The sequence below is a fragment of the Curtobacterium sp. 458 genome, from assembly GCF_030406605.1.
In the GTDB taxonomy this organism is placed as follows: domain Bacteria; phylum Actinomycetota; class Actinomycetes; order Actinomycetales; family Microbacteriaceae; genus Curtobacterium.
The window spans coordinates 3210224-3236669 of the sequence record NZ_CP129104.1 but is presented as its reverse complement, the minus strand read 5'-3'; the positions used below and the strand labels follow the sequence as shown (position 1 = coordinate 3236669).

The following is a 26446-nucleotide window of genomic DNA, read 5'->3' as shown; positions in this document are numbered from 1 at the left end:
AGGCGACACGGGGCGTCACGACGGAACCCGTGTCGGTCCTCGCGGGTACTCTCGTGCGGAGTCGGGCTACCTCCGAACAGAAGGGCACCCATGATCGAGTTCCGCTCGGTACGCAAGACGTACCCGGACGGCACCACCGCGGTCGAGGACTTCAACCTCGTCATCCCCTCCCGGACCACCACGGTCTTCGTGGGGTCGAGCGGTTGTGGCAAGACGACGCTCCTCCGGATGATCAACCGCATGGTCGATCCGACCTCGGGCTCGGTGTCCATCGACGGGGAGGACGTCGCCTCCGTCGACCCGGTGCAGCTCCGCCGCCGCATCGGCTACGTGATGCAGAACGCCGGCCTCCTGCCGCACCGTCGCGTCGTCGACAACATCGCGACCGTGCCGCTCCTGACCGGCGTGTCCAAGGCGAAGGCGCGCGAACGTGCCCTCGAACTGATGGACACCGTCGGGCTCGACCGCGCGTTCGCCACCCGGTACCCCTCGCAGCTCTCCGGTGGCCAGCAGCAGCGCGTCGGCGTCGCCCGCGGACTCGCGGTCGACCCGAACGTCCTGCTCATGGACGAGCCGTTCGGGGCCGTCGACCCGCTCGTGCGGAACGACCTCCAGGACGAGCTCATCCGTCTGCAGCGCGAGCTCGGCAAGACCGTGGTCTTCGTCACGCACGACATCGACGAGGCGTTCAAGCTCGGTGACCAGGTCGTCATCCTGAAGAAGGGCGGCGAGATCGCGCAGCAGGGCACCCCGGCCGAGATCCTCGCCGAGCCCGCCGACGACTTCGTCGCGAACTTCATCGGTGCCGGCCGTGGTCGTCGCGCACTCCGGGTCGAGCAGACGCCGACCGGGCCGATCGTCGTGGACGGCGACGGCCGTGCTGCCGGGGTCCTGACGGGCCCGGTGCAGGTGGTGGACGCCGCGGCCGCCGTGCCGCAGGGAACAGAGGCCGGGGCGCGTGACACCGCCCCGGGTGCTCCGGCGCAGGGTGGGGGGCCCCGGTGAACTGGGTCCTGTCGAACCTCGACACCATCGGCGACGCGACCGTCGCGCACCTCGCGATCGCCATCCCGCCGATCTTCATCGCGTTCCTGCTCTCGATCCCGATCGGGTGGATCGTCGTCCGGTTGCAGCGCCCCGGGGGATCCCGTTTCTCGTCCGGTCTCGGCAGCGGCATCGTGACGTTCGCCGGGCTGCTCTACGCGATCCCGTCGCTCGCGCTCTTCGTCGCGCTGCCGGGCATCATCGGCACGAGCCTGACCAGTCCGGTGAACGTCATCATCAGCCTGACCATCTACGGCCTGGCCCTCATGGTGCGGTCGACGGTGGACGGTCTGACCTCGGTGGACGCCGCGACGGCTTCTGCCGCGACCGCGATGGGGTACTCGTCCGGTCAGCGGTTCTTCCGCGTCGAGCTCCCACTGGCCGGTCCGGTCCTGCTCGCCGGCCTCCGCGTCGTCGCCGTGTCCACGATCTCGCTCACCACCGTCGGTGCCGTGCTCGGCATCCAGAGCCTCGGGTCGCTCTTCACGGACGGGCTCGCCCGCGGGATCTACGAGGAGATCATCTCGGGGATCGTCATGGTGCTCGTCCTCGCGTTCGCGCTCGACGGGTTGCTCGTGCTGCTCGGGAGGCTCGTGATGCCGTGGACCCGCCGAGTCCAGACCGGTCGGCGGTCTGCCCGACGAGTGCTCCAGCAGGCGGAGGTGACGTCGTGATCATCGGCAGCGCGTTCGCTTGGGTGTTCGACCCGCAGAACTACTCCGGCTACAACGCCATCCCCGGCCGCCTCTGGGAGCACGTCTGGATCACCCTCCTCGCAGTGCTGATCGCCTCGCTCATCGCGGTGCCCCTCGGGTACGCGATCGGGCACACCGGGAAGCTCCGGGGCTTCTCCATCGCGACCTCTGGTGGCGTCCGAGCGCTCCCCACGCTGGGTGTCCTGTCGCTGTTCGGGCTCCTGCTCGGCATCGGGCTCGAAGCACCGCTCCTCGCACTCGTGATCCTCGCGATCCCGTCGGTGCTCGCCGGCGCGTACTCGGGGATCGAGTCCGTCGAGCCGGTCACCGTCGACGCCGCGAAGGCCCAGGGCATGACCGGCTGGCAAGTGCTGTGGAAGGTCGAGATCCCGCTCGGGCTCCCGCTGCTCATCGGGGGCATCCGAGCGGCCGTCCTGCAGGTCGTCGCCACCGCGACGCTCGCCGCATACGTGGGGGCCGGCGGGCTCGGCGGGTACTTCTTCCTCGGGTTGAAGACCCAGGACTACGCCGAGATGCTCGGCGCCTCAATCCTCGTGATCGCACTCGCGATCGCGTTCGAGATCGTGTTCGCCGCACTCCAGCGGGCGGCGGTGCCCAAGGGCACCGCTGACCCGTCGGCTCGGCGGCGCCAGGGGTCGCGCGAGCGGTCCCGCAATCCCATCCCGGAAGGAAATCCATCGTGATCACAGCAAAGATCCGTGCCGGCGTCGCAGCAGCGCTGGCACTGGGCGTCGCGGCAGCCCTGACCGGTTGCGCGTCGAGCAACCCGCTCGACAGCGGCTCCAGCGCCTCCAGCGACTCGAAGACGATCGTCATCGGGTCGCAGCAGTACTACTCGAACGAGATCATCGCCGAGATGTACGCGCAGGTCCTCGAGAAGGACGGCTTCCAGGTGAAGCGGAACTTCAACATCGGGCAGCGCGAGATCTACCTCCCGCAGCTCCAGAAGGGCGCGATCGACGTCATGCCCGAGTACAGCGGCAACCTGCTGCAGTACTACGACAAGAACTCCGACGCGAAGACCTCGTCGGAGATCGACTCCGCCCTGACCAAGGCGCTGCCGTCCGGCCTCCGCGTGCTCGACGAGGCCGAGGCGACCGACCAGGACAGCTACACCGTCACCAAGAAGTTCTCCGAGGACAACGACGTCACCAGCCTGGCGGACCTCAAGAACGTCAAGGAGAAGCTGACCGTCGGCGCGAACTCCGAGTTCCAGACCCGTCCGTACGGGCCGAAGGGCCTCAAGTCGGTCTACGGCGTGGACGTGGACTTCAAGGCCGTCGAGGACTCCGGCGGAGCGCTCACGGTCAAGGCCCTCAAGGACGGCACGGTCCAGCTCGCGGACATCTACAGCGCCGACCCGAGCATCAAGGCGAACGACTTCGTCTCGCTGAAGGACCCGGAGAACCTGATCCTCCCGCAGAACGTCATCCCGGTCGTCTCGAAGAAGGTCGACGACAAGGCGGCGGCCGACATCGACAAGGTCAGCAAGGTCCTCACGACCGACGCGCTCATCGACCTCAACGCGAAGAGCGTGAACGACAAGGAGAAGGCGTCCACCATCGCCAAGGACTTCCTCACCGAGAAGGGTCTCCTCTAGGCGTACCGGCACGGCACGAAAAGCGACAGGCGTCGGGCTTCGGCCCGGCGCTTGTCGTCGTTCCGCGAGACATCGTCGCAGCACGCTTGTTCCGCACAACCGTGCCGTGCAGTTCATCTGCACGTTCGTGCAGAGGGCGGTTCTACAACTTGTCGAAGCAGGTGTCCGGACGGTAGCGTGGAGGTGTCCCAACGGCCTGTGACACCAGAAGTTCCCCCTTCCACAGGAAGCAACTGACGTGCACCAACAGCGCGCGGCGACCCGGCTCGGAAACGCCGCATGAACGACATCCTCGATCCGCTCATCCTGTCGCGGTGGCAGTTCGGTCTGACGACGATCTACCACTTCCTCTTCGTGCCCCTGACCATCGGCATGGCCGTGGTCGTCGCCGTGTTCCAGACCGCCTGGGTCCGGACGGGCCGGGCGCACTACCTGCAGCTCACCCGGTTCTTCGGGCGCATCTTCCTGATCAACTTCGCGATGGGTGTCGTCACCGGCATCGTGCAGGAGTTCCAGTTCGGCATGAACTGGTCGAACTACTCCCGCTTCGTCGGTGACGTGTTCGGTGCGCCGCTCGCGCTCGAGGGCATCCTGGCGTTCTTCTTCGAGGCGGCGTTCATCGGCCTCTGGATCTTCGGCTGGGACCGCCTGCCGAAGAAGGTGCACCTCGCGACGATCTGGTGCGTGAGCATCGGCACGATGCTGTCGGCGTACTTCATCCTCGCGGCGAACGCGTTCATGCAGCACCCGGTCGGCTTCGCGATCAACGAGGCCAAGGGCCGCGCGGAGCTCACCGACATCTGGGCCGTGCTGACGAACAAGGTGGCCCTCGCTGCCTTCCCGCACACGCTGTTCGGGGCGTTCATGGTCGCGGCGTCGGTGATCATCGCGGTCGCCGCCTGGCACCTGGCGCGCAACCAGAACCTCGAGACGATGATGCCGGCGCTCAAGTTCGGCATGTGGACGATGCTGGCGTCCGGGGCGCTCACGGTCCTCACCGGCGACCAGCTCGGACTGACGATGGTCGACACCCAGCCGATGAAGATGGCGGCGGCCGAGGCGCTCTACAACACCTCGACCGGCAAGGACGCCTCGTTCTCGATCTTCACGCTCGGGACGCCGGACGGGGTGCACGAGCTGTTCTCGATCCGCATCCCGTACCTGCTGTCGTTCCTCTCGACGCACACGTTCAACGGCACGGTCGAGGGCATCAACGACCTCCAGGCGCAGTACTCGCAGGTGTACGGCGCCGGCGACTACAAGCCGATCATCTGGGTGACCTACTGGGCGTTCCGCTGGATGATCGCCCTCGGCGTGGGTGCCGTCCTGGTCTCGCTCGTCGGGCTGTGGCTGACCCGCAAGGGCCGCTTCCCGCAGCAGCGCTGGGTCTGGCGGATCGCCACCTGGGCGATGCCGCTGCCGATGGCCGCGATGATCATGGGTTGGATCTTCACCGAGATGGGTCGCCAGCCGTGGCTCGTCTTCGGGCTGCTCAAGACCGCGGACGGCGTCTCGCCGAACGTGACCGGGCTCGAGGTCCTCATCTCGCTCGTCGTGTTCACGCTCATCTACGGCGCCCTCGCGGTGGTCGAGTTCCGGCTCATCAAGAAGGTCGCACAAGAGGGCCCCGCCGCCCCGGCGGAGGTCGACGAGGAGACCGGTGAGGTCAAGCACGAAGTGACGGTCTACTGATGGATCTGCCGGTTCTCTGGTTCGCGATCGTCGCGCTGTTCTTCGTCGGCTACTTCGTCCTCGACGGCTTCGACTTCGGCGTCGGGATGTCCCTGCCGTTCCTCGGCAAGGACGACACCGACCGTCGGGTGCTCATCAACACGATCGGCCCCGTCTGGGACCTCAACGAGACGTGGGTCATCGTCGCGGGCGCCTGCCTGTTCGCGGCCTTCCCCGAGTGGTACGCCACGATGTTCTCGGGGTTCTACCTGGCGCTGCTCCTCATCCTCGCGGCGCTCATCGCCCGCGGCGTCTCCTTCGAGTACCGCCACCAGGAGAAGCACCTGGAGTGGAAGCGCCGCTTCGACCTCATGATCATCGTCGGCAGCGCGCTCCCGTCGTTCCTCTGGGGTGTCGCGTTCGGCAACGTCGTCCGGGGCATCCCGATGGACGCCGGCCACAACTTCACGGGCACGCTGTTCGACCTGCTCAACCCGTTCGCGCTGCTGACCGGCCTCGCGACCCTGATGGTGTTCTTCACGCACGGCGTCGTGTTCGTCGCGCTGAAGACCGAGGGCGAGATCCGGGTCCGCGCGAAGCGCCTCGCGACCCGTGCGGGCATCCTCACGATCGTCGTCGGTGCGGCGTTCCTCGTCGCGATGGCGTTCGTCCGGGCGACGCCGGCGAGTCTCGTGCTGTCCGTGGTGGCGGCGCTGGCCCTCGTCCTCGCGGTCCTCTGCAACGTGTGGGGCAAGGAGGGGCGGGCGTTCACACTCATGGCGGTGACGATCGCGGCGGTCGTCCTGGCGATGTTCACGGCGATCTTCCCGAACGTGATGCCAGCGTCGAACGACCCGGCCAACAGCCTGACCGTGGTCAACGCTGCGAGCGGGCAGTACACGCTGACCGTGATGAGCTGGGTGGCGCTGATCTTCGTGCCGCTCGTGCTCGCTTACCAGGCCTGGACCTACTGGGTGTTCCGCAAGCGCGTCTCGCGGGCACACATCGGCCAGGCGGCCCACTAGCCGGCAGCCCGGACGAAGCACGCAGACCCGGACGACGACCACAGGCCAGGAGGACGCTCGTGAAGCCGCTCGACCCGCGACTGCTGCGACTGTCGCGCACGGCACGCGGCTTCATCGTCGCGGCCGCCGGCACCGGTCTGCTCCGGACCCTGGCGACCATCGCGATCGCCTGGGGCATCTCCGCTGCCGTCACGATCGGGGTCGACGCGGTCCGTGACGGTGCGCTCCCCACGACGTTCGCACAGGCGCTCGGCCTGGTCGGCGCAGCGTTCGTCGTGCGGGCACTCGCCGCATGGGCGACGGACGACCTCGCCGCCCGTGCCGCGGCGCGCGTGAAGAGCGAGCTGCGCGCGACCGTCCTCACCCGGGCCGCCGAGCGTGGTCCGACGTGGCTCGCCGAACGGTCGAGCGCCGGGTTCGCCACGACGCTCGGGCCGGGCCTCGACGCCCTCGACGCCTACTTCGGCCGGTACCTGCCGCAGCTCGCCCTGACGGCCGTCGCGACCCCGGCGCTGCTCGTGGCGATCGGCATCGGAGACCTCACGACCGGGCTCATCGTGCTGTGCGCGCTGCCGGTCATCCCGGTGTTCATGATCCTCATCGGCCTCGCGACCCAGGCGCTGCAGCGGAAGCAGTCGGACGCCCTCGCGACCCTCGGTGGCGCGTTCACCGAGGCCGTCGAGGGCCTCGCCACGCTCAAGGTGTTCGGGCGGGCGCGTCGCCAGGTCGGACGGATCGGGACGCTCACGGACGCGTACCGGAAGCAGACGATCGGCGTCCTCAGGCTCTCGTTCGTCAGCGGGTTCGCCCTCGAGCTCGCGGCGAGTCTCGCGGTCGCGCTCGTCGCCGTGTCGATCGGCGTCCGGCTCGTCGACGGGTCGCTCGGGCTCGGCGCCGCGATGTTCGTGCTCGTCCTCGCCCCGGAGGCCTTCGCTCCGATCCGACAGGTCGGCGCCGACTTCCACGCGGCGCAGGACGGTGTCGAGGCCTCGGCAGCGGTCCTCGACGTCCTCGACGACGACACGGCCGGTGGCGTGCACCGAGCGCCCGCGGTCGCCACCGCGGAAGCGGCCGCCCTCGTCCTCGACGGGCTGAGGATCCACCGTCCGGACGTCGTCATCGGGCCGATCGACCTCCGCGCCGAGCCCGGCACCGTGGTCGCGCTCTCCGGCCCCAGCGGCTCCGGCAAGTCGAGCGTCATCGCCGCGATCCGCGGCGCGCTTCCGCACGAGGGGTCCGTGACGCTCCCCGGACCGGCCGGCAGCACCGCAGCGGAGCGCACGGCCTGGGCGGACCAGCGGCCGCGCCTCGTCCGCGGGACCATCGCGGAGAACGTCGCGCTCAGCGCGACCCCCGACGGAGCGGCCGTGAGGTCCGCGCTCGGTGCGGCGGGGCTGGGACTCGACCCGGGCCTCCCGGTCGGATCCGGCGGCGCCGGCCTGTCCGGCGGGCAGGCGCAGCGCGTCGCCGTCGCGCGCGCCCTGTACCGCGCCGCGCGCGCCGACACGCCCCTCGTCCTGCTCGACGAGCCGACCTCCGCGCTCGACGCGGACGCCGAGGCGCACGTCGTCGCCACCATCCGTCGGCTCGCCGCCGACGGCCGCGTGGTCGTCGTCGCCAGCCACCGACCGGCCGTCCTGGCCGCGGCGGACGTCCGGGTCGACGTCGGATCCGCGTCGGTCGCCGTGACGAGCGGAGCACGAGCATGAGCCGGGAGGCCCGACCCGCATCCGTCCTGCGGCTCGCCATGCCCCACGGGGCCGGCTGGAGCAAGGCCGTGGCAGCCGGCGCGCTCAGCGCACTGTGCGCGGTCGCGCTGCTCGCCGCGAGCGGCTACCTCATCACGCGGGCGGCGGAGCACCCGCCGATCCTGTACCTGACGCTCGTCATGGTCGGGGTGCGCGCGTTCGCACTCGGCCGCGCCGCACTCCGCTACGTCGACCGGCTCGCGGGGCACGACGCGTCGTTCCGTCAGCTCGCGGTCGTGCGCACGGAGATGTACCGCCGGCTGTCGTCGGTCGCGCCGGCCGGGCTCGGGTCCACCGGACGCGGCGACCTCCTCACCCGACTCGTCACCGACACCGACCGGCTGCAGGACCTGCCGATCCGGGTCGTCGGTCCGCTCGTATCCGCCGGGATCGTCGCCGTGCTCTCGGCGGTCGCGGTCGCGCTCGTGTCGGTGCCGGCCGCGGTCGTGCTGCTGCTCGCGCTCGCGGTCGCGGCGCTGCTCGGCTCGGTCGTGACCGCCGCGGTGGCCCGGCGCTCCGACGAGCGGACAGCGGCGGAGCGGGGTCGGGTCGCGGACCTCGTGCTCGACACGGTCCGCACCCTCGACGTGTTCACCGCGTACGGCACCCTCGGCGAGCGGCTCGACCACATCGCACGGCTCGACGCCCGCGTCACCGCAGCCGTGCGTCGTCGCGGCGCCGTCGAGTCGCTCGTGGGTGCACTCGTCGGGCTGATCGGCGGCGGTGCGGTCGTGGGGATCCTCGCGGTCGGGGCGCCCGCCGTCGTGTCCGGCGCGCTCGACGGCCCGCTCTGGGCGCTCGCGGTCTTCGTCCCGCTCGCCCTGTTCGAGGTCGTCGGGGGCGTGCCGCTGGCGGTCCTGACCCTCCGCCGGGTCCGGGCGGCAGCGGACCGCGTCGAGCAGGTCGTGCCCGCGACCGTGCCGGACGGCATCGTGCCGGAGCCCTCGGAGCCCGCCGACCCCGCCTCGCTCGAGGTCGACGGCCCGGTGTCGGTGTCGGTGCGTGACCTCTCGGTGCGCTGGCCGGGTGCGAGCGTCGACGCCGTGTGCGGGGTCTCGCTCGACCTGCGGCCCGGCGAGGTCGTGGTCCTGGAGGGACCGAGCGGCGCGGGCAAGAGCACGCTCGTGGACGCGCTCGTGCGGTTCGTCGACCACCGCGGCTCGTTCACGATCGACGGGGTGCCGGCGAAGGACCTGCACCCCGACGTGGTCCGTGCACGCATCGGGCTGATCGAGCAGGACCCGTTCGTCTTCGACCAGTCCGTGCGGCAGAACCTGCTCTTCGCGCGCGACACCGCCACCGATGCCGAGCTGCTCGACGTGCTCGACCGGGTCGGCCTCGGGTCGTGGGTCGCTGCCCGCGGCGGTCTCGACGCCGGCGTGGGGGAGCGCGGCGTCCTCGTCTCCGGTGGTCAGGCGCACCGGCTCGCCCTCGCGCGGGCGCTCCTGCACGCGTTCCCCGTACTCGTACTGGACGAGCCCACGGCCGACATCGACCCCGACCTGGCGGACGCGCTGCTGCGTGACCTGGTCGGCGCGGCCCGGCGGGCCGGACGGACCATCCTCGTCGTGTCCCACGTCCCGGTGGCGGCCGACCTCGTCGACCGGACCCTGCGGATGCGGGACGGACGACTCGTCGGGGCCTGACGCGGTGCCCGCCCGCCACCTGGCGGGCCGGTGCCGGCGTCACGGGGCCGGGCCGTGCCTCCAGGCCTTGTAACCTTGGTGACCGTGACCACCGAGCAGTACGCCGAGGACCCGAACGCCTACGACTTCCGTCGTCTCCAGGAGAAGTGGCAGCCCCGCTGGGAGGAGCTCGGGCTCTTCACCACGGACCTCGACGACACCCGGCCGCGCAAGTACATCCTCGAGATGTTCCCGTACCCCTCCGGCGACCTCCACATGGGGCACGCCGAGAACTGGGCGCTCGGCGACTTCGTGGCGCGGTACTGGCGGCAGCAGGGCTTCAACGTGCTGCACCCCATCGGCTGGGACTCGTTCGGCCTGCCCGCGGAGAACGCGGCGATCAAGCGCGGTGTGGACCCGAAGGAGTGGACCTACGCGAACATCGAGCAGCAGAAGGCCTCGTTCAAGCGGTACGCGCCGTCCTTCGACTGGACGACCGAGATCCACACCTCGGACCCCGAGTACTACAAGTGGAACCAGTGGCTGTTCCTCAAGATGTACGAGAAGGGCCTGGCGTACCGGAAGGACAGCTGGGTCAACTGGGACCCGGTGGACCAGACCGTGCTCGCGAACGAGCAGGTGCTGCCCGACGGCACATCCGACCGCTCCGGGGCCGTCGTCGTCAAGAAGAAGCTGACGCAGTGGTACTTCAAGATCACGGAGTACGCGGACCGGCTGCTCGACGACCTCAACCAGCTCGAGGGGCGGTGGCCGGCGAAGGTCATCGCGCAGCAGCGGAACTGGATCGGCCGGTCCGTCGGTGCCGACGTCGACTTCGTGATCGAGGGCCGCGCCGAGCCCGTCACCGTGTTCACCACGCGGCCGGACACGATCCACGGGGTGACGTTCCTGGTCGTGGCGCCGGACTCGGACCTGGCGGCGTCGCTGGTGGCCGACCCGTCTGTGTCGTCCTCGGTCCGTGACGACTTCGACGCGTACCTGACCGCGACCCAGAAGACCTCCGAGATCGACCGGCAGAACGCCGACCGCCCGAAGACCGGTGTGCCGCTCGGCCGCTTCGCGATCCACCCGCTGACGGGGGAGCGCCTGCCGATCTGGGCCGCCGACTACGTTCTCGCCGACTACGGCCACGGCGCGGTCATGGCCGTGCCCGCGCACGACCAGCGCGACCTCGACTTCGCGCGGGCGTTCGACCTGCCCGTGAAAGTCGTGGTGGACACGACCGCTCCGGTGACCGGGGCGATCCCGGTGATCCCGGACGGCGCGACGCTCGAGGACCTGCCGGCGCTCGACCCGGTGTCAACGGGCGAGGCCCTGACCGGCACCGGTCGGATGATCAACTCCGGGCCGCTCGACGGCATGTCGAAGCAGCACGCCATCACGGCGGCGATCCGCCTGCTCGAGGAGCGCGGCACCGGCCGTGCTGCCAAGACCTACCGCCTGCGCGACTGGCTCATCTCGCGCCAGCGTTTCTGGGGCACCCCCATCCCGATCATCCACGGCGCCGACGGCACCGAGCACCCGGTGCCGATCGACCAGCTGCCGGTCCGGCTGCCGTCGACCGAGGGGCTCGACCTCAAGCCGAAGGGCACCTCGCCGCTCGGTGGTGCGACCGACTGGGTGAACGTCCCGAACCCCGTCGACGGCACCCCGGCGACGCGCGACACCGACACGATGGACACGTTCGTCGACTCGTCGTGGTACTTCCTGCGCTTCCTCGCCGCGAACGACGACTTGCAGGCGTTCGACCCGGCGACCGCGCGGAAGTGGGCGCCGGTCGACCAGTACATCGGCGGAATCGAGCACGCGATCCTGCACCTGCTGTACGCACGCTTCGTCACGAAGGTCCTGTTCGACCTCGGCTACCTCGACTTCACCGAGCCCTTCACGGCGCTGCTCAACCAGGGCATGGTGCTGTCCGGCGGCTCGAAGATGTCGAAGTCGAAGGGTGGTGTCTCGCTCGGCGACGAGCTCGACGCGAACGGTGTCGACGCGATCCGCCTCGTGATGGGCTTCGCCGGCCCGCCCGAGGACGACATCAACTGGGAGGACGTCTCCCCGTCGGCGTCCGCGCGCTTCCTGGCCCGCGCCTACCGGCTCGCGCTCGACGTGACGAGCACGAAGGACGCCGTGTGGGCCGACGGCGACCGGGCGCTCCGCCAGGTGACGCACCGGTTCCTCGCCGACGCACCCGGGCTCATGGAGTCGTTCAAGTTCAACGTCGTGATCGCGCGGCTCATGGACCTCGTGAACGTGACGCGCAAGGCGATCGACAGCGGCCCCGGCGCGGGTGACCCCGCCGTCCGCGAGGCCGTCGAGACCATCACGCTCGGGCTCGCCGTGTTCGCGCCGTACGTCGGCGAGGAGATGTGGGAGAAGCTGGGCTACGAGCCGACCGTCGCCACGTACGGGTGGCGCAAGGCCGACCCGACGCTGCTCGTGCAGGACACCCTGACGGCGGTCGTGCAGGTCAACGGCAAGGTGCGCGACTCGTTCGAGGTCTCGAAGTCGATCGAGCCGTCGGAGCTCGAGTCGCTCGCGCGGGAATCGGCGAACGTGCAGCGGTACATCGGGGACCGGGAGATCGTGAAGGTGATCGTGCGGGCGCCGAAGCTGGTGAACATCGCGATCAAGGGGTAGCTGCCCCGGAGTCGCGGTGGATGCTCGCCTCACCAGGACTCAAGGCCGCCGATGTTATGTTGAGCCGTGCCGCTCTAGGAGGACGACAGGAGTGCAGATGTCTGGCGAGAGTGATTTCTTTTGACAACGCCTTTGAGTTCCGTCAAGATCGAAGGCTTTCGGTCCATTGATTCTTTGACGCTGGAACTGACGAGCAGCGTGACTCTGTTGATAGGTGCCAATGGCGCGGGCAAGAGTAACCTCGTTGATGCCTTCGAGCTCCTGGGTTACGCGGTGGATGGCAATGCGCCTGCGCACATCGCAAGAGTCGGCGGGATGTCTCATCTGCTTCATCGGAGTGTGGGTGGTGAGGCGGAGGAGATCTCCTTGAGGATCTGGGGTGACTGGGTCGATTCTGTTCGTGGTGCTGTTCGCAACGGCTACAGGCTTCGACTCGAGCCGGCCGCAGATGACTCAGCGGTGCTCACGGAAACGACGTACATGCAAAGTGAGCAGTACGCGTCGCCGTACTCGACTTCGTTGGGCACGAGCAGGAGCGGACGCCTGAAGGCGAAAGTTTCTGAGCATGTCTCAAATCAATACTTGTTCGACGTTCTGTCTGGCTGTCGTGTGTATCACTTCGATGACACGAGCATCACCGCCCCTCCTCTGCGCCGCGTGGATGTCGCGGACAGTGAGATGTTGCATGACGATGCTCGTAATCTGGCAGCGGTACTGCTGGACATGCGAGAGAACAACTCGCGGCAGTACGACAAGGTCATTCGGTCCATCCGTAATGTAGCTCCGTTCTTCGACGATTTCGTGCTCCGACCGAGAGCTGATTCTGTAGTACTTCGGTGGCGAGAAAAGGGAATAGACGACATCTTCTCGGGGAGTGCACTGAGTTCGGGAACTCTCCGCTTCATCTGTCTGGCGGTCTTGCTACAACAGCCACGGAAGCCCGCGACAATCGTTCTTGACGAGCCAGAGTTGGGACTACACCCGGCAGCGATTCACCAACTAGCAGCGCTCTTTCGTGGCTTGGGTTCCGAGCACAAGTTGATCGCCGCTACACAATCGGTCACACTCCTCGGTCAGTTCAGCCTCAATGAAGTCGCTGTGGTTGGCCGATCCGACGGGGCAACAACTGTTGAGCGGCCAGATGCTTCGGAGTTGGAGGGGTGGCTCGCTGATTATTCAGTTGGTGAGCTCTGGGAGATGAACCTCCTCGGTGGTAGGCCGTCTTCGTTACTTGCGAAGAAGCATGGCGATGGTTGATCAAATCGCCTTGGTGGTTGAGGGGCAGACCGAGGAAGCCTTCGTCAATCTCGTCATGCGACCACTCGCGGCGCGGTCCGGCGTTTTCTTGACGCCCATCGTCGTGCACACGTCGCGAGCAGCAGATGGACAAGCGCGTCGTGGCGGCGGCCTTTGGAAGCATTACGAGCGCCATCTGAGAAATCTTTTGGCACAGCCTCATTGGACTCGTGTCACCACGATGATCGACTACTACGCGTTCCCGAGTGACGGTCCTGCCTGTAAGTGCGGCGGCCCGCATCGACAGCCAACCTGTGTCGAAGAGATTGAGAAAGGAATGGTCGATCTCGTTGGATCAGATCCCCGTTTCGCGCCCTTCGTCATGCTTCACGAGTTTGAGACGCTCGTGATCGCTGCGGGTTCGCTGTCCGGCGACGTATTCGGTGACTCGTCGATCGTGCGCGAATTCCAGTCCATGGTCGACTTCTACGATGGCAACGCGGAGATGATCAATGATGGTCCGAGTACCGCGCCATCGAAGCGGGTGTTGCAGGTGTTGCCGGACTATGACAAGGTTCGCGACGGAGTGGCGCTGATCGAACCGAATCTCGAGGCTGCTCTGGGACTCACTCCGCGGTTCTTGGCGTGGTTCGAGGAGCTCGGCGTCACGCTTCCTCGCACATCCGGATCGTAGCTGCTCCGAGCTGAGGTCGGCTGTGTCGGTGATGGAGGGCGTTCTCATGTCGGTTCTGATCACCGTGTACCCGCGAGAGGGCGGATAGGACGGTGCGCAGACGGCATGGTCCTGAGTGCTGCCCCCGACGGGCACGGCGGGAGATATTCGTGCGGTGTGTGCAGTCGACGGCGCCAAGACATCTCGGAAGTGTTCCCATGAGCCGGCGAGCGTGCAGCGTTACATCGGGGAATCGGAGATCGTGAGAGTGGCAAGCCGGCGCCGGAGCTTGTGGACATCGCGATCAAGAGGTAGCGCCCTTTCCTGCACACGGCGGATCGTGATGGTGTTCTCCACGGGCCACGCTGACGGAGCCCGGCCGGGCGATCGGGCTCCGTAGCGTTCCGGGCATGTCCTCGTCCATCGGTCCCTCGTCGTCGGATCCTGCGTCGCCCTCGGGTCCTCCAGCTCCGAGTCGTTCGTCGTCGGGCTCGTGGTCGTCGCGCGTCGCGTTGTCGCCGCGGGCAGCGATGCTGCTCGCCGGGGTCGTCGCCGCGGTCGCGCTGGCGGTCGTCGTCCTCAGCGCCGGTCTGGGCAGCGGAGCCGGGCCGAGCGAGGTCGTGGTGAGCGGGGCGGTCGGAGGGCCGGGGTCGCCGACGGCGTCGGGGCTGTCGGGAGCTGCTGCGGTACCCGCACCGTCGTCGCCGGCGACTGCTCCGGTGGTCGTCGTGCACGTCGCCGGTGCGGTGGCCGACGCGGGCATCGTCAGCCTGCCGTCGGGCAGCCGGGTCGCCGCCGCCGTCGAACGGGCGGGCGGCGCTGCTCGCGACGCCGACCTCGGGCGGCTGAACCTCGCCAGACCACTGGTGGACGGGGAGCGGGTGTACGTGCCACGGGTGGGCGAGGGCGACCCACCGGCAGCGGTCGGGCCGGCTGACGGCGCGACGGACTCGGCGGCCGGTGGGCCCGTGGACGGGTCGGACGTGGTCGACCTCAACACCGCCGACGGCGCCACACTCGAGCGCCTGCCGGGGATCGGGCCCGCGCTCGCGGCGCGCATCGTCGCCTGGAGGGAGGAACACGGGCGCTTCGCCGCGGTGGAGGACCTGCTCGACGTCAGCGGGATCGGTGATGCGAAGTTCGCCGACCTGCGGGACCGCGTCCGTGTCTGACGTGGTCGGCCGGGTCGGGCGAGCGGCCGGTGCCCGGCCGGCGGACCTGCGGATCGCGCTCCCCACGGTCTCTGCCTGGGCCGCCTCAGCCGTGCTGATCGGGAGTCCCGAAGCTGCCGTCACCGCGGCGGTCGGCGCCGGCGTGGTCGCAGCCGTCGGCATCGTGGTCCTGTTCCTCCGCGGAGTCGGCGACGATGCGGCCGCTGACGCCGGGTGGCTCGGCGCCGCGCTGAGCATCGTCGTGACCGGTGCGCTCCTCGTGGGGTTGGTCGCCGTCGCGGTCGCCGTCGGCCAGGAGCGCCGGGCTCCGGCGGCATTCTCCGACACCGAGGGGCCGCGTGCCGTTCGTGTGACGCTCGACCGTGACCTCGAACCCGGCGCGCGCTCGGTGACCGGGACCCTGACCGCGGTCGGCGAGGTGACGGCGCTCCGCGTGCCGGTGCGGGTGGTCCCGGACGGCCTCGCCGACCACGGACCGCACCGACTCGCCGCTGGCAGCACGGTCCGAGGGTCGGCCGCGATCGAGGCGGACGACCCGGGGTCACCGACCGCCGCCGTCGTGTTCCTGCGGGGTCCGGTGCGGGTGGACCAGCCCACGGGGCTCCTCGCCGTCACCGATCGCTCGCGACAGGCGTTCGTCGCGGTGACGGCGGAGCTGCCGGGACCCGGGGCCGCGCTGCTCCGAGGCATGGCGATCGGTGACCGGAGCGGGCTGGACCCGGCGACCGTGGCCGCGATGGAGACCACCGCGCTCACCCACCTGACGGCCGTTTCCGGTGCGAACTGTGCCGTGATCGTTGGCCTGGTCGTCCTGTTCGGTCGCGCGGTGGGGCTGCCGCGACTCGTCCGCGCGTCCGTCGCCGTCGGCTTCCTGCTCGCGTTCGTCGTGCTGGTGCGCCCCGACCCGTCGATCGTCCGCGCCACGGTGATGGCGGTCGTCGTGCTCGTGGTGCACCTGTCCGGGCGTCCGGTGCGCGGTGTCCCGCTCATCGCCCTCGCCGTCACGGGGATGCTCGTCGCCGATCCTTGGTACGCGAGGTCGTTCGCGTTCGCCCTGTCGGTCCTCGCCACCGCCGGGATCGTGGTCCTCGCACCGCCCCTGACCGGACTGCTCGCTCGCCGTGTCTGGCCACCGGTCGCCGCGGTGGTCGCGGTGCCCGTGGCCGCGCAGGTGGCGTGCTGGCCGGTGACGATCCTGCTGGCACCGCTCCTGCCGACCTACGGTGTGCCGGCGAACCTACTGGCGGAGCCGCTCGCCCCGATCGTCACCGTCGTGGGCCTCGGGGCGTGTCTCGTCGCGCCGATGTGGCCGACCGGGGCCGCTGTCCTCGCCGCAGTCGCGTGGTTGCCGGCCAGCATCGTCGGTTGGATCGCCCGCACGGCGTCGGCGCTCCCCGGGGCATCGGCGCCGTGGCCCACCGGGTCCACCGGCGTTGTGCTCGCCGTCATGGTGTGCGCGGGCATCGCGGTGGCCGTCTTCGTCGGCACGACCGGCCGCGTCCGCCTGCTGCTCGCGTCGGCCGTCGTCCTGGTCATCGGTGTCGGGTCGGTGGGTGTCCCGCGGGTCGTCGTCCGGGGGAGTGTCCCCGTCGACTGGACCACGGCGGCGTGCGACGTGGGTCAGGGCGATGCCGTGCTGCTCCGCTCCGGCGGCTCGGTCGCGCTCGTGGACACCGGCGACGACCCCGAGCTCCTGCGCGCCTGCCTGGACCTGCTCCGGGTCGACCGCTTGGCCCTGCTCGTCCTGACGCACTTCGACCGCGACCACGTCGGAGCCGTGGCCGAGGTCGAGGGGGCTGTGACGACGGCGCTCGTCGGCCCGGTCGGGCGGCCCGCTGACGACCGGGTGGTGCAGGAGCTCCGGCGAGCCGGGGCCGAGGTGCTCCGTGCCGCCGCCGGGACGTCCGTCGGGCTCGGCAGCGCCCGCATCGACGTCACGTGGCCGCCGGCGACGTCGTCGGACTCCGGGAACGACGCGAGCCTCGTCCTCCGCGTCCGGGCGAGCGAGCGGGACGACCCGGTGCCGTCCGCGCTGCTGCTCGGGGACCTCGGCGAGACGGCGCAGCGTCGGATGCGGGCGTCGGACGGCCGGAACGCTGGACCACTCGGGCCGGTCGACGTCGTGAAGGTCTCGCACCACGGATCGGCCGACCAGGACGCGGGACTGTACCGGGCACTGGGGGCACGCGTGGCGTTGATCGGCGTCGGTGCCGACAACTCGTACGGGCACCCGACGCGGCGGACGCTGGACATGCTGGCTGCGACCGGTGCCGCCGTCTTCCGGACGGACGTGCACGGAACGGCGGTGGTGGCGCCGGGCCCGGACGGGCCGCGCGTGTGGACCGAGCACCCGGTCGACAGCAGCGCCGGCCGGGCGTCGCCGGTCAGCTTCACCGCCGGCGCGGCGTCGTCGGTCGCCTGCTCGGCCAGCGCCGCGTCACCGGTCGGCCGTAGGATCGTCAGCGCGACCGGAGCCCCGCCGTTCGCACCACCGGAAGGACCGCATGCCCGCCAAGAAGCCCGCGCGCGCCGCCGCGAAGATCGACCAGGTCTCGTGGTCGGGCGTCCGGCCGGCGCCGGTCGTCCTCGTCACCGGCCCCGAGGCGTTCCTGGCCGACCGGGCGACCAGTGTGCTGCGCGACCTGCTCGTTGGTGAGGACCCCGCGCTCGAGATCCACGACCTCGAGGCCGACCAGTACGCTCCGGGCCTCCTCGCGACCCTGGCCAGCCCGTCGTTGTTCGGTGAACCCCGGCTCGTGCGGGTGACCAACGTCGAGAAGTGCACCGACGCGTTCATCACCGAGACGATCGCGTACCTCCAGGGGCCGGCGGACGACGTCACCCTCGTGCTCCGACACGGCGGCGGCATGCGCGGGAAGAAGCTCCTCGACACGATCCGCAGTGGCGTCGGTGGTGGCGTCGAGGTGCAGTGCGACGAAGTCAAGCGCGAGACCGACCGGATCGACTTCGTCAACGCGGAGTTCCGCGCCGCCCGACGCAAGATCGCTCCCTCCGCTGTCCGCACGCTCGTGGCAGCGTTCGCCGACGACCTGGCCGAGCTCGCGGCGGCGTGCCGGCAGTTGCTGGCCGACTCCGCAGAGGAGATCACCGACAAGGTCGTCGACAAGTACTACGGCGGACGTGTCGAGACGAACGCTTTCAAGGTCGCGGACATCGCCCTCGCCGGCCGTTCGGCTCCCGCGATCGTGGAGCTCCGGCACGCCCTCGCCACGGGGGAAGCACCCGTGCCGATCGTCGCCGCGTTCGCGAGCAAGATCCGGACGATGGCGAAGGTCAGCGCGTTCCGCGGGCCCAGCGGCCAGGCGGCATCGGCACTCGGTATGGCGCCCTGGCAGGTGCAGCGGGCGCAGCGAGACGTCGCGGGCTGGAGCGAGGCCGGGTTGGCGAACGCGATCCTCAGCATCGCCGCGGCGGACACCGCGGTGAAGGGCGGCTCGCGCGACGCCCACTACGCGCTCGAGGTCATGGTCCGGACGATCGCCCGGCGCGGCGAGGACCGCTGATCGGTCGGTCCGGCGCACGTCCGTCGTCGGGGCCCGGCGCCCACTGACATGGTGATGCTCGCCCGTGTCGCGGGTGGGCGGGGCGTCGGACCCCCGCCGTCCTGAGGTCACTCGGTGGTACGGCCGAACGACGGCGCCGTTGTCGTACGGACGAGGGCGGGCTCGTTCTTTGCGGCCGCTGGCTGCGAGCGTGTGCAACGGAGGGCGATGTCGCTGTCGTAGGACGCCGGCGTGGTCGTGCACGAGCGAATTGGCCGTCCGACCTGTGCCTGTCCGGCGTCGGACCCACAGTGGACTTCCCCTGGCCTCGCGCGACGCCGTCGAGCCGACGACGCACCTGTCGATCGACGCGTGCGACGTCGAACCCATGCAGCAGCCGAAGCCCGAGATGCCGGTGCGACGAACCGCGCGTCGATCGACCGGTCCAATGTCGAACCGCGCGCGTTTCGGCGGACGACCCCCACACCCCGCGAACGACGAAGGCCCCACACCGAACGGTGCGGGGCCTTCGAGCAGGAGTCAGTCTCAGAGAGCAGAGACCTTCTTCGCGATGGCCGACTTGCGGTTCGCGGCCTGGTTCTTGTGGATGACACCCTTGCTCACGGCCTTGTCGAGCTTCTTCGACGCGAGGGCCAGGGCCGCGACGGCCTTGTCCTTGTCGCCCGAGGCGATCGCCTCGTTGGTGTGGCGGATGTGCGTCTTGAGCTCCGAGCGGTACGCCTTGTTCCGCTCGGTGGCCTTGAGGTTGGTCTTGATGCGCTTGATCTGCGACTTGATGTTCGCCATGCGTGTTGCTCCTGTTCGTCTCTACGGGTGGTCGCGACCGCTGGGTAGAGGGGCCCTTGGTCGCATCGCGTTCCACCCGTGGGCGGGGAACGCGGAAGCCAGCCACCAACACTACCAGGAGCAGGCCCAGCGGCCAAAGCCCGACAGGCCGCGAACCGCTGCACGGCGACCACGACGACACGGCACCCGGACCGGCCGAAACCGCCCGGCAACACGCGGTCGCTACCGTGGCGAGCATGCCGTCCCTCGCACCACGCATCGACACCGTCCCCGCCTCCGGCATCCGGAGGGTCTTCGAACAGGCCGCACTGCTCCGCGCGGACGGCACGGACGTCACCATGCTCGTGATCGGCGAGCCCGACGTCCCGGTCGCACCGCACATCGGCGAGGCCGCCCGTCGCGCGTGGTCCGAGGACCGGACGGACTACACGCCGAACGGCGGCATCGCCCCGCTCCGGCAGGCGATCCGCGAGAAGCTCCTCCGTGAGAACCGCATCGAGGTCGACCTCGAGCAGGTCTGGATGACGATCGGCGCGACGCAGGCGCTGTTCCAGGCGATGACGCTCGTGCTCAGTCCGGGCGACGAGGTCCTCGTGCCGGACCCCGGCTACACGACGTTCACGATGAACGCGCACATCCTGGGCGCGACACCGGTGCCGTACCAGCTGACGCCGCAGCACGGCTTCGAGCCGGACCTCGCGGCACTCGAGGCGAGCATCACCGAGCGGACGCGGGCGATCATCGTGAACTCGCCGTCGAACCCGCTCGGCTCGGTGTTCGGCGAGGACACCCTGCGCGAGCTCCTCGCACTGGCGAAGCGGCACGACCTCTGGGTGATCAGCGACGAGGTCTACGAGTACTTCACCTACGGCACCCGCCACGTGAGCATCGCTGCGCTCGACGACGATGACCGGGTGTTCTCGGCGTTCTCGCTGAGCAAGACGTACGCGATGACGGGGGTCCGGGTGGGGTACCTCGTGACGCCGAAGGGTCTCGGGCCGACGATGCGCACCACCCAGGAGGCGATGATCAGCTGCGTCGCCGAACCCGACCAGTACGCCGCCCTGGCCGCGATCGTCGGGGACCACTCGGCGGTCCGTGACGCCCGGGAGCACTACCGAGCGAACCTCGAGGTGGCGAAGGAGGTCCTCGACGCCGCTGGTGTCCGCTACCTCGACCCGCGCGGCGCCTTCTACCTCTGGGTCGACGTCTCGCACGCTTCGGGAGGGGACGTCGCCGAGTGGGCGCTCGCGCTGCTGCACCGCGAGCACGTCGCGGTCGCGCCGGGGAGCGCGTTCGGGCGCACCGGCGAGGGGTGGATCCGCATCTCACTGGCCGCGACGGCGGAGGACCTGCGGAGCGGCCTGGGCGCGCTGCCCGCACCTGCCACGGCGGCCGTCTGACGAGACGGCGCGAGCAGCCGGCCACCGCCACCGCCCGAGGACACGGCGCGAGCCGCCGTGTCGGCGACCATCCGTCGGCCTGGAGGCGCGGTGCGGGCCCGCCCCGCGCCTCCAGGCCGTCCTGCACAGCGTCCAGGGCCGCACCGCGTCTCCACAGGGCGGCCCGCGGTGCGCGCCGCCGGCGCGCGGACGTGGGACAATCGTTCGACCGTCCCGACCCCTGAGGAACCGTGAGCCCACAAGCATCCGCGCCGCTCGAGCCCGCCGCGACCCCGGCCGAGGCGATCCGCAACTTCTGCATCATCGCGCACATCGACCACGGCAAGTCCACGCTGGCCGACCGCATGCTGCAGATCACCGGCATCGTCGAGGAGCGGGCGATGCGCGCGCAGTACCTCGACCGCATGGACATCGAGCGCGAGCGCGGCATCACGATCAAGTCGCAGGCCGTCCGCATGCCGTGGGAGCTCGACGGCAAGACGTTCGCGCTGAACATGATCGACACGCCTGGTCACGTCGACTTCTCGTACGAGGTCTCGCGTTCGCTCGCCGCGTGCGAGGGCGCGATCCTCCTCGTGGACGCCGCGCAGGGCATCGAGGCGCAGACGCTCGCGAACCTCTACCTGGCGCTCGAGAACGACCTCGAGATCATCCCGGTCCTCAACAAGATCGACCTCCCCGCAGCGGAGCCGGACAAGTACGCGGCCGAGCTCGCGCAGCTCATCGGCGGCAAGCCGGAGGACGTGCTACGCGTCTCCGGCAAGACCGGTGTCGGCGTCCCCGAGCTCCTCGACCGCGTCGTCGGCACGGTCCCGCCGCCCGTCGGCACGGTCGACGCCCCGCCCCGCGCGATGATCTTCGACTCGGTCTACGACAGCTACCGCGGCGTCGTCACGTACGTCCGCATGGTGGACGGCACCATCTCGCCGCGCGAGAAGGTCCAGATGATGTCGACGAAGACGACACACGAGATCCTCGAGATCGGGGTGTCGTCGCCGGAGCCGAAGCCGACGAAGGGCCTGAGCGTCGGCGAGGTCGGCTACCTCATCACCGGCGTGAAGGACGTCCGCCAGTCCAAGGTCGGCGACACCGTCACGAGCGCGCAGAAGCCCGCGACCGACCCGCTGGCCGGCTACACCGACCCGAAGCCGATGGTGTTCTCGGGGCTGTACCCGATCGACGGTTCCGACTACCCGGACCTCCGCGAAGCGCTCGACAAGCTCAAGCTGTCGGACGCAGCCCTCGTGTACGAGCCCGAGACCTCCGTGGCGCTCGGGTTCGGGTTCCGCTGCGGGTTCCTAGGGTTGCTCCACCTCGAGATCATCACCGAGCGTCTGAGCCGCGAGTTTGGCCTCGACCTCATCACCACCGCCCCGAGCGTGATCTACGAGGTCACGAACGAGGACAACTCCGTGACCGAGGTCACGAACCCCTCCGAGTTCCCCGGCGGCCGCATCGTCGAGGTCCGCGAGCCGATGGTGCGCGCGGCCATCCTCGCGCCGAAGGACTACGTCGGCGCGATCATGGAGCTCTGCCAGTCGCGCCGCGGCTCCCTCCTCGGCATGGAGTACCTCGGCGAGGACCGCGTCGAGATCCGCTACGAGATCCCCCTCGGCGAGATCGTCTTCGACTTCTTCGACCAGCTGAAGAGCAAGACGCAGGGCTACGCGTCGCTCGACTACGAGCCCACGGGCGACCAGGCGGCCGACCTCGTCAAGGTCGACATCCTGTTGCAGGGCGAGCAGGTGGACGCGTTCAGTGCGATCGTCCACCGCGACAAGGCGTACGCGTACGGCACGCTCATGACCGAGCGGCTCCGCAAGCTCATCCCGCGGCAGCAGTTCGAAGTGCCGATCCAGGCCGCCATCGGCGCACGCATCATCGCGCGCGAGAGCATCCGGGCGATGCGCAAGGACGTCCTCGCGAAGTGCTACGGCGGTGACATCACCCGCAAGCGCAAGCTCCTCGAGAAGCAGAAGGAGGGCAAGAAGCGCATGAAGATGGTGGGTCGCGTCGAGGTGCCGCAGGAAGCCTTCATCGCGGCGCTCTCGGGCGACGTCGAGGAGAAGAAGAAGTAGCGCCTCAGCGGGTGCGCTCGGTGCGCGCCCGCAGGGCTGCCAGGCAGACGGCCGGGAGGCACGCGGCGGCCAGTCCCGCCAGTGCGGTCCGCCAGGTGCTCCACTCCGTCATCGCGACGAACGTGGTCTGCTCGCTCGCCACCACGGACGCGACGGCCGCGCCGAGGGCGAGCAGGACCGCTCCGCCGACGAGCCAGGGGACGACCGGGCGTCGCCGGGAGCGTCGGACGACGACCACGAGCAGCGCGCCGAACAGCAGGACGCCGACGCCGATGCTCGCGACGGCGACCTGCGCGAGCAGGGTACTGACGACCGGGTACCGGTCGACGGGGAGCTCGCTCGTGTACCGGACGAGGAGCGCGGCGCTCGCCTCGTACCGGTCGAGGGCGAGCCGCGCGATGACCGCGATCGCGAAGGCGATCGCGGTGAGGGTGCCCAGCGTCCGCGGGGTGCGGCCGGTCCGAGGTCGGGGGACGGCGGTCGCGGTGGGCACGGACCGACGATAGCGGTGTGGCGGGAGCTATCCGAGCCTCCAGTTCGGGGTTCGCCCGTTCCGCGGGCGGATCCCTTCCCGAGGAGGCTGGTCGGCATGCGTTCCCGCGGCAGCTGGGTCGTGACGGTTCGCACCGCCGAGGAGGCTGGTCGGCATGAGTTCCCGCGGCAGCTGGGTCGTGACGGTTCGCACCGCCGAGGAGGCTGGTCGGCATGCGTTCCCGCGGCAGCTGGGTCGTGACGGTTCGCACCGCCAAGTAGGCTGGTCGGCATGAGTTCCCGCGGCAGCTACCGGACCGCCCTGACGTACGGCGCGGTCGGCGCGACCCAGGCGTCGGACCTCATGACGTACCCGCCGGAGGGCTTCACGCCCACCGAGTCCCGCGCGCGGATCGGCCACGGCGACGCCCGCTTCGAGACCGCCGTGACGCAGGCGCTGTCCTGGCAGATCCAGGAGCGCAGCGGGATCCGCGTGCAGGTCGACGACCAGCCCGACGACGACGAGGTCCGCTACAACCCGGTGACCTTCGACGAGCACGGCGTCCCGATCGCCCCCGCGTCGATCGGCACACCGAAGGTCGAACGGTTCGCGCCCGACGGCACGCCGCTGTTGACCGCGGGGACGACCGCGACGCTCACGATGCACGCGTTCGGGCAGACCGTGCACGCGCCGGTCCGGGTCGTGTCGATCATCGACGAGACGGACCGGAAGGGCTTCGCGTACGGCACGCTCGAGGGCCACCCGCTCTCGGGCGAGGAGTCGTTCGTCGTCGAGCGCACGTCGGACGGTTCGGTCTGGCTGCAGTTGCGGCAGTTCTCGCAGCCGGCGAGCCGGAAGTGGCGCCTCGTGGAGCCGCTGCTCCGCCGGCAGCGGCGGGTCATGGCGGAGAAGTACCTCGCGGCGCTGCGCGGAGACTGACCCCTCCGCGCCTGACATCGCCCACGCCGAGACTCGGCTCGGCGGACAGTTCCGCGGCCCGGACAGCGCGCAGGTGTCCGCGGAGCGGAGTCTCGGTGGCCGCCCGGGCCACTGCCCGTCAGCGCAGGGGCGCGAGCGCGGCGATCGCGTCCTCGATCAGCTGCACGTCCTGCACGCAGTCGCGCGCGACCGCGACCGCACTCGTCGACCGGAGCGCCTCGACGTCGTAGCCGCCTGTCGCGACCGCCAGGAACGGGATGCCCGCCACGTCGGCGGCCTCGCCGTCCCGCGGGGTGTCGCCGACGATCACGGCCCGCTCGCCACGGAGCGCAGCGGCAGCACGTCCGGTCACGCCGGCTCGGTCGACCTCTTCGTCGCCGAAGAACGAGTGGGCCCAGTCGAACGCCTCGAGGTCGAACCCCGCGCCACGAAGCTTGACGCGTGCCCGGTGCTCGGAGTTGCCGGTGAGCAGCCCGTTGCGCCAGCCCAGCACGGCGAAGCGTCGGAGGAGGTCGCGGGCACCCGGCGCCGGCTTCCGGTGGTCACCGGCACGGAAGCGTTCGTCGGTGAGGTCGCGCAGATGCCCGGACACGGTCGGGATGAGTGCGTCGTCGAGGTCGTGCGCCCGGACGTGCTCGGCGATGAGGCCGGCGTCCGTCCGTCCGTGCTGGTGCCCGACGCGCAGGGTGAGGTCACGGCCGACCGCCCGCTCGAGCGCCAGGTGGTACAGGTTGCCCGGCGAGGAGGCGTTCAGCACGAGGGTGCCGTCGATGTCCCACAGCACCGTGGTGGGGACGGTGTGGTGCTCCATGCCTCCATCATGACCGAGAATGGAGTCCATGCCGAGCGCCCTGCCGATCGCCGATCCTGCTCCGTCGGACGGGCTGATCACCCCCGGACCGGGAGCGGGTGACGTCCCGTTCGGCGTCTACGTGCACGTGCCGTTCTGTCGGGTCCGGTGCGGGTACTGCGACTTCAACACGTACACGGCGTCCGAGCTGCGCGGGGTCCGTCGTGACGACTACGCGGGCCACGCGGTGCAGGAGATCCGCTTCGCCGCCTCGGTGCTCGAGCGCTCCGGTGTCCCGCGTCGTCCGGTGTCGACGGTGTTCTTCGGCGGTGGGACCCCGACGATGCTGCCGGCCGACGACCTCGTGATGATCCTCCGCGCGATCGACGAGACGTGGGGCATCGTGCCCGGCGCCGAGGTCACCACCGAGGCGAACCCCGACTCGGTGGACGGCGCATCGCTGCAGACGCTCCGCGAGGGCGGCTTCACCCGGGTGAGCTACGGCATGCAGTCGGCGGTGCCGCACGTCCTCGCCACGCTCGACCGCACGCACGACCCGGAGCGGGTGCCGCTCGTGGTGGACCTCGCGAAGCAGCAGGGCCTCGACGTGTCGCTCGACCTCATCTACTCGACGCCGGGGGAGTCCCTCCGCGACTGGCGGACCTCGCTCGATGCGGCGATCGCCTGTGCGCCCGACCACGTCTCGGCGTACTCGCTCATCGTCGAGGAGGGCACCGCGATGGGGCGGATGGTCGCCCGGGGCGAACTGCCCGCTCCCGACGACGACCTCGCCGTCGACATGTACGAGCTCGCCGACGACGTCCTCGGTGCGGCCGGGTACTCCTGGTACGAGGTCTCGAACTGGGCACGGGGCGAGGCCCACGCGAGCCGCCACAACCTGTCCTACTGGAAGGGTCACGACTGGTGGGGCGTCGGCCCGGGCGCGCACTCCGCGGTCGCCGGCACCCGCTGGTGGAACGTCAAGCACCCGGCCGCGTACGCGAACCGGGTGCTCGCGGGGGAGTCGCCGGCAGCCGGCCGCGAGACCCTCGACGACGAGACACGGTACGTCGAGCGCGTGCTCCTCGCGGCGCGGGTCCGCGGGGAGCTCGCCACGTCGGAACTCCGCCGGGAGGCCCGTGGCCGTGTCGCCGGGCTCATCGCACGTGGTCTCGTGGACGGCTCGGCCGCGGTGCGCGGTCGGGTCGAGTTGACCAGGCAGGGCCGGCTGCTCGCGGACGCGGTGGTCCGCGAGCTGCTCGACTGAGCCCTCGGCGCCCGGG

The 26446-nt window shown here is 70.1% G+C and carries 21 protein-coding genes; 18 read left to right on the top strand and 3 right to left on the bottom strand.

The features are described 5' to 3' along the window. The first annotated feature begins 90 nt into the window (after positions 1-90). From QPJ90_RS15665 to holA, 14 genes are all read left to right on the top strand, one after another. On the top strand, positions 91-1005 hold the full coding sequence (locus QPJ90_RS15665) for an ATP-binding cassette domain-containing protein (RefSeq protein WP_290132069.1): 915 nt from the start codon (positions 91-93) through the stop codon (positions 1003-1005). Then, the gene (locus QPJ90_RS15660) at positions 1002-1718 is read left to right on the top strand and encodes an ABC transporter permease subunit (protein WP_290132068.1); all 717 of its coding nucleotides are present in this window, start codon (positions 1002-1004) and stop codon (positions 1716-1718) included. Before QPJ90_RS15665 ends, QPJ90_RS15660 begins: the two co-directional genes overlap by 4 nt. Continuing rightward, positions 1715-2443, top strand: coding sequence for an ABC transporter permease (locus QPJ90_RS15655; RefSeq protein ID WP_290132067.1), 729 nt, complete (start codon positions 1715-1717; stop codon positions 2441-2443). The genes QPJ90_RS15660 and QPJ90_RS15655 overlap by 4 nt, the downstream gene beginning before the upstream one ends. Continuing rightward, positions 2440-3360, top strand: a complete 921-nt coding sequence (locus tag QPJ90_RS15650; RefSeq protein ID WP_290132066.1) for an ABC transporter substrate-binding protein — start codon at positions 2440-2442, stop codon at positions 3358-3360. Before QPJ90_RS15655 ends, QPJ90_RS15650 begins: the two co-directional genes overlap by 4 nt. Before the next feature lie 279 nt (positions 3361-3639). Further along, positions 3640-5052 (top strand): cytochrome ubiquinol oxidase subunit I, encoded by a 1413-nt coding sequence (locus QPJ90_RS15645; protein WP_290132065.1) that lies wholly within the window; start codon positions 3640-3642, stop codon positions 5050-5052. After that, the gene (gene cydB, locus QPJ90_RS15640; protein ID WP_290132064.1) at positions 5052-6056 is read left to right on the top strand and encodes a cytochrome d ubiquinol oxidase subunit II; all 1005 of its coding nucleotides are present in this window, start codon (positions 5052-5054) and stop codon (positions 6054-6056) included. Before QPJ90_RS15645 ends, cydB begins: the two co-directional genes overlap by 1 nt. Before the next feature lie 59 nt (positions 6057-6115). Next, complete coding sequence (cydD, locus tag QPJ90_RS15635; protein WP_290132063.1) at positions 6116-7765, top strand: thiol reductant ABC exporter subunit CydD; 1650 nt, start codon at positions 6116-6118, stop codon at positions 7763-7765. Continuing rightward, on the top strand, positions 7762-9450 hold the full coding sequence (gene cydC / locus QPJ90_RS15630) for a thiol reductant ABC exporter subunit CydC (RefSeq protein WP_290132062.1): 1689 nt from the start codon (positions 7762-7764) through the stop codon (positions 9448-9450). Before cydD ends, cydC begins: the two co-directional genes overlap by 4 nt. Before the next feature lie 84 nt (positions 9451-9534). Then, on the top strand, positions 9535-12090 hold the full coding sequence (leuS, locus tag QPJ90_RS15625; RefSeq protein WP_290132061.1) for a leucine--tRNA ligase: 2556 nt from the start codon (positions 9535-9537) through the stop codon (positions 12088-12090). A gap of 132 nt (positions 12091-12222) precedes the next feature. After that, a complete protein-coding gene (locus tag QPJ90_RS15620) occupies positions 12223-13347 on the top strand; it encodes an AAA family ATPase (RefSeq protein WP_290132060.1) in 1125 nt (374 codons plus the stop codon). Next, the gene (locus QPJ90_RS15615; protein ID WP_290132059.1) at positions 13334-14020 is read left to right on the top strand and encodes a DUF4276 family protein; all 687 of its coding nucleotides are present in this window, start codon (positions 13334-13336) and stop codon (positions 14018-14020) included. The genes QPJ90_RS15620 and QPJ90_RS15615 overlap by 14 nt, the downstream gene beginning before the upstream one ends. A gap of 389 nt (positions 14021-14409) precedes the next feature. Then, on the top strand, positions 14410-15171 hold the full coding sequence (locus tag QPJ90_RS15610; RefSeq protein ID WP_290132058.1) for a ComEA family DNA-binding protein: 762 nt from the start codon (positions 14410-14412) through the stop codon (positions 15169-15171). Then, positions 15164-17827 (top strand): ComEC/Rec2 family competence protein, encoded by a 2664-nt coding sequence (locus QPJ90_RS15605; protein WP_290132057.1) that lies wholly within the window; start codon positions 15164-15166, stop codon positions 17825-17827. Before QPJ90_RS15610 ends, QPJ90_RS15605 begins: the two co-directional genes overlap by 8 nt. Further along, positions 17712-18695, top strand: a complete 984-nt coding sequence (gene holA, locus QPJ90_RS15600) for a DNA polymerase III subunit delta (protein WP_290134254.1) — start codon at positions 17712-17714, stop codon at positions 18693-18695. Before QPJ90_RS15605 ends, holA begins: the two co-directional genes overlap by 116 nt. A 525-nt stretch (positions 18696-19220) precedes the next feature. Here holA and rpsT read toward each other — a convergent pair. Next, positions 19221-19481, bottom strand: coding sequence for a 30S ribosomal protein S20 (rpsT, locus tag QPJ90_RS15595; protein ID WP_022904294.1), 261 nt, complete (start codon positions 19479-19481; stop codon positions 19221-19223). 236 nt (positions 19482-19717) lie between these two features. Between rpsT and QPJ90_RS15590 the strand changes: the two genes are divergently transcribed. Next, positions 19718-20884 (top strand): aminotransferase class I/II-fold pyridoxal phosphate-dependent enzyme, encoded by a 1167-nt coding sequence (locus QPJ90_RS15590; protein ID WP_290132056.1) that lies wholly within the window; start codon positions 19718-19720, stop codon positions 20882-20884. Positions 20885-21114: 230 nt separating this feature from the next. After that, the gene (gene lepA, locus QPJ90_RS15585; RefSeq protein ID WP_290132055.1) at positions 21115-22962 is read left to right on the top strand and encodes a translation elongation factor 4; all 1848 of its coding nucleotides are present in this window, start codon (positions 21115-21117) and stop codon (positions 22960-22962) included. A 4-nt stretch (positions 22963-22966) separates the two neighbouring features. Here lepA and QPJ90_RS15580 read toward each other — a convergent pair whose 3' ends face one another. After that, the gene (locus QPJ90_RS15580) at positions 22967-23455 is read right to left on the bottom strand and encodes a hypothetical protein (protein ID WP_290132054.1); all 489 of its coding nucleotides are present in this window, start codon (positions 23453-23455) and stop codon (positions 22967-22969) included. Between the two features lie 270 nt (positions 23456-23725). On the opposite strand from QPJ90_RS15580, the gene QPJ90_RS15575 reads away from it, so the two are divergent. Beyond that, positions 23726-24373, top strand: a complete 648-nt coding sequence (locus QPJ90_RS15575) for a DUF1990 domain-containing protein (RefSeq protein WP_290132053.1) — start codon at positions 23726-23728, stop codon at positions 24371-24373. 118 nt (positions 24374-24491) lie between these two features. On the opposite strand, the gene QPJ90_RS15570 is transcribed toward QPJ90_RS15575, so the two are convergent. Then, on the bottom strand, positions 24492-25184 hold the full coding sequence (locus QPJ90_RS15570) for an HAD family hydrolase (protein ID WP_290132052.1): 693 nt from the start codon (positions 25182-25184) through the stop codon (positions 24492-24494). 28 nt (positions 25185-25212) lie between these two features. Between QPJ90_RS15570 and hemW the strand changes: the two genes are divergently transcribed. Continuing rightward, entirely contained in the window at positions 25213-26430 is a 1218-nt protein-coding gene (hemW, locus tag QPJ90_RS15565; protein WP_290132051.1) for a radical SAM family heme chaperone HemW, read from the top strand. The last annotated feature ends 16 nt before the right edge of the window (positions 26431-26446 follow it).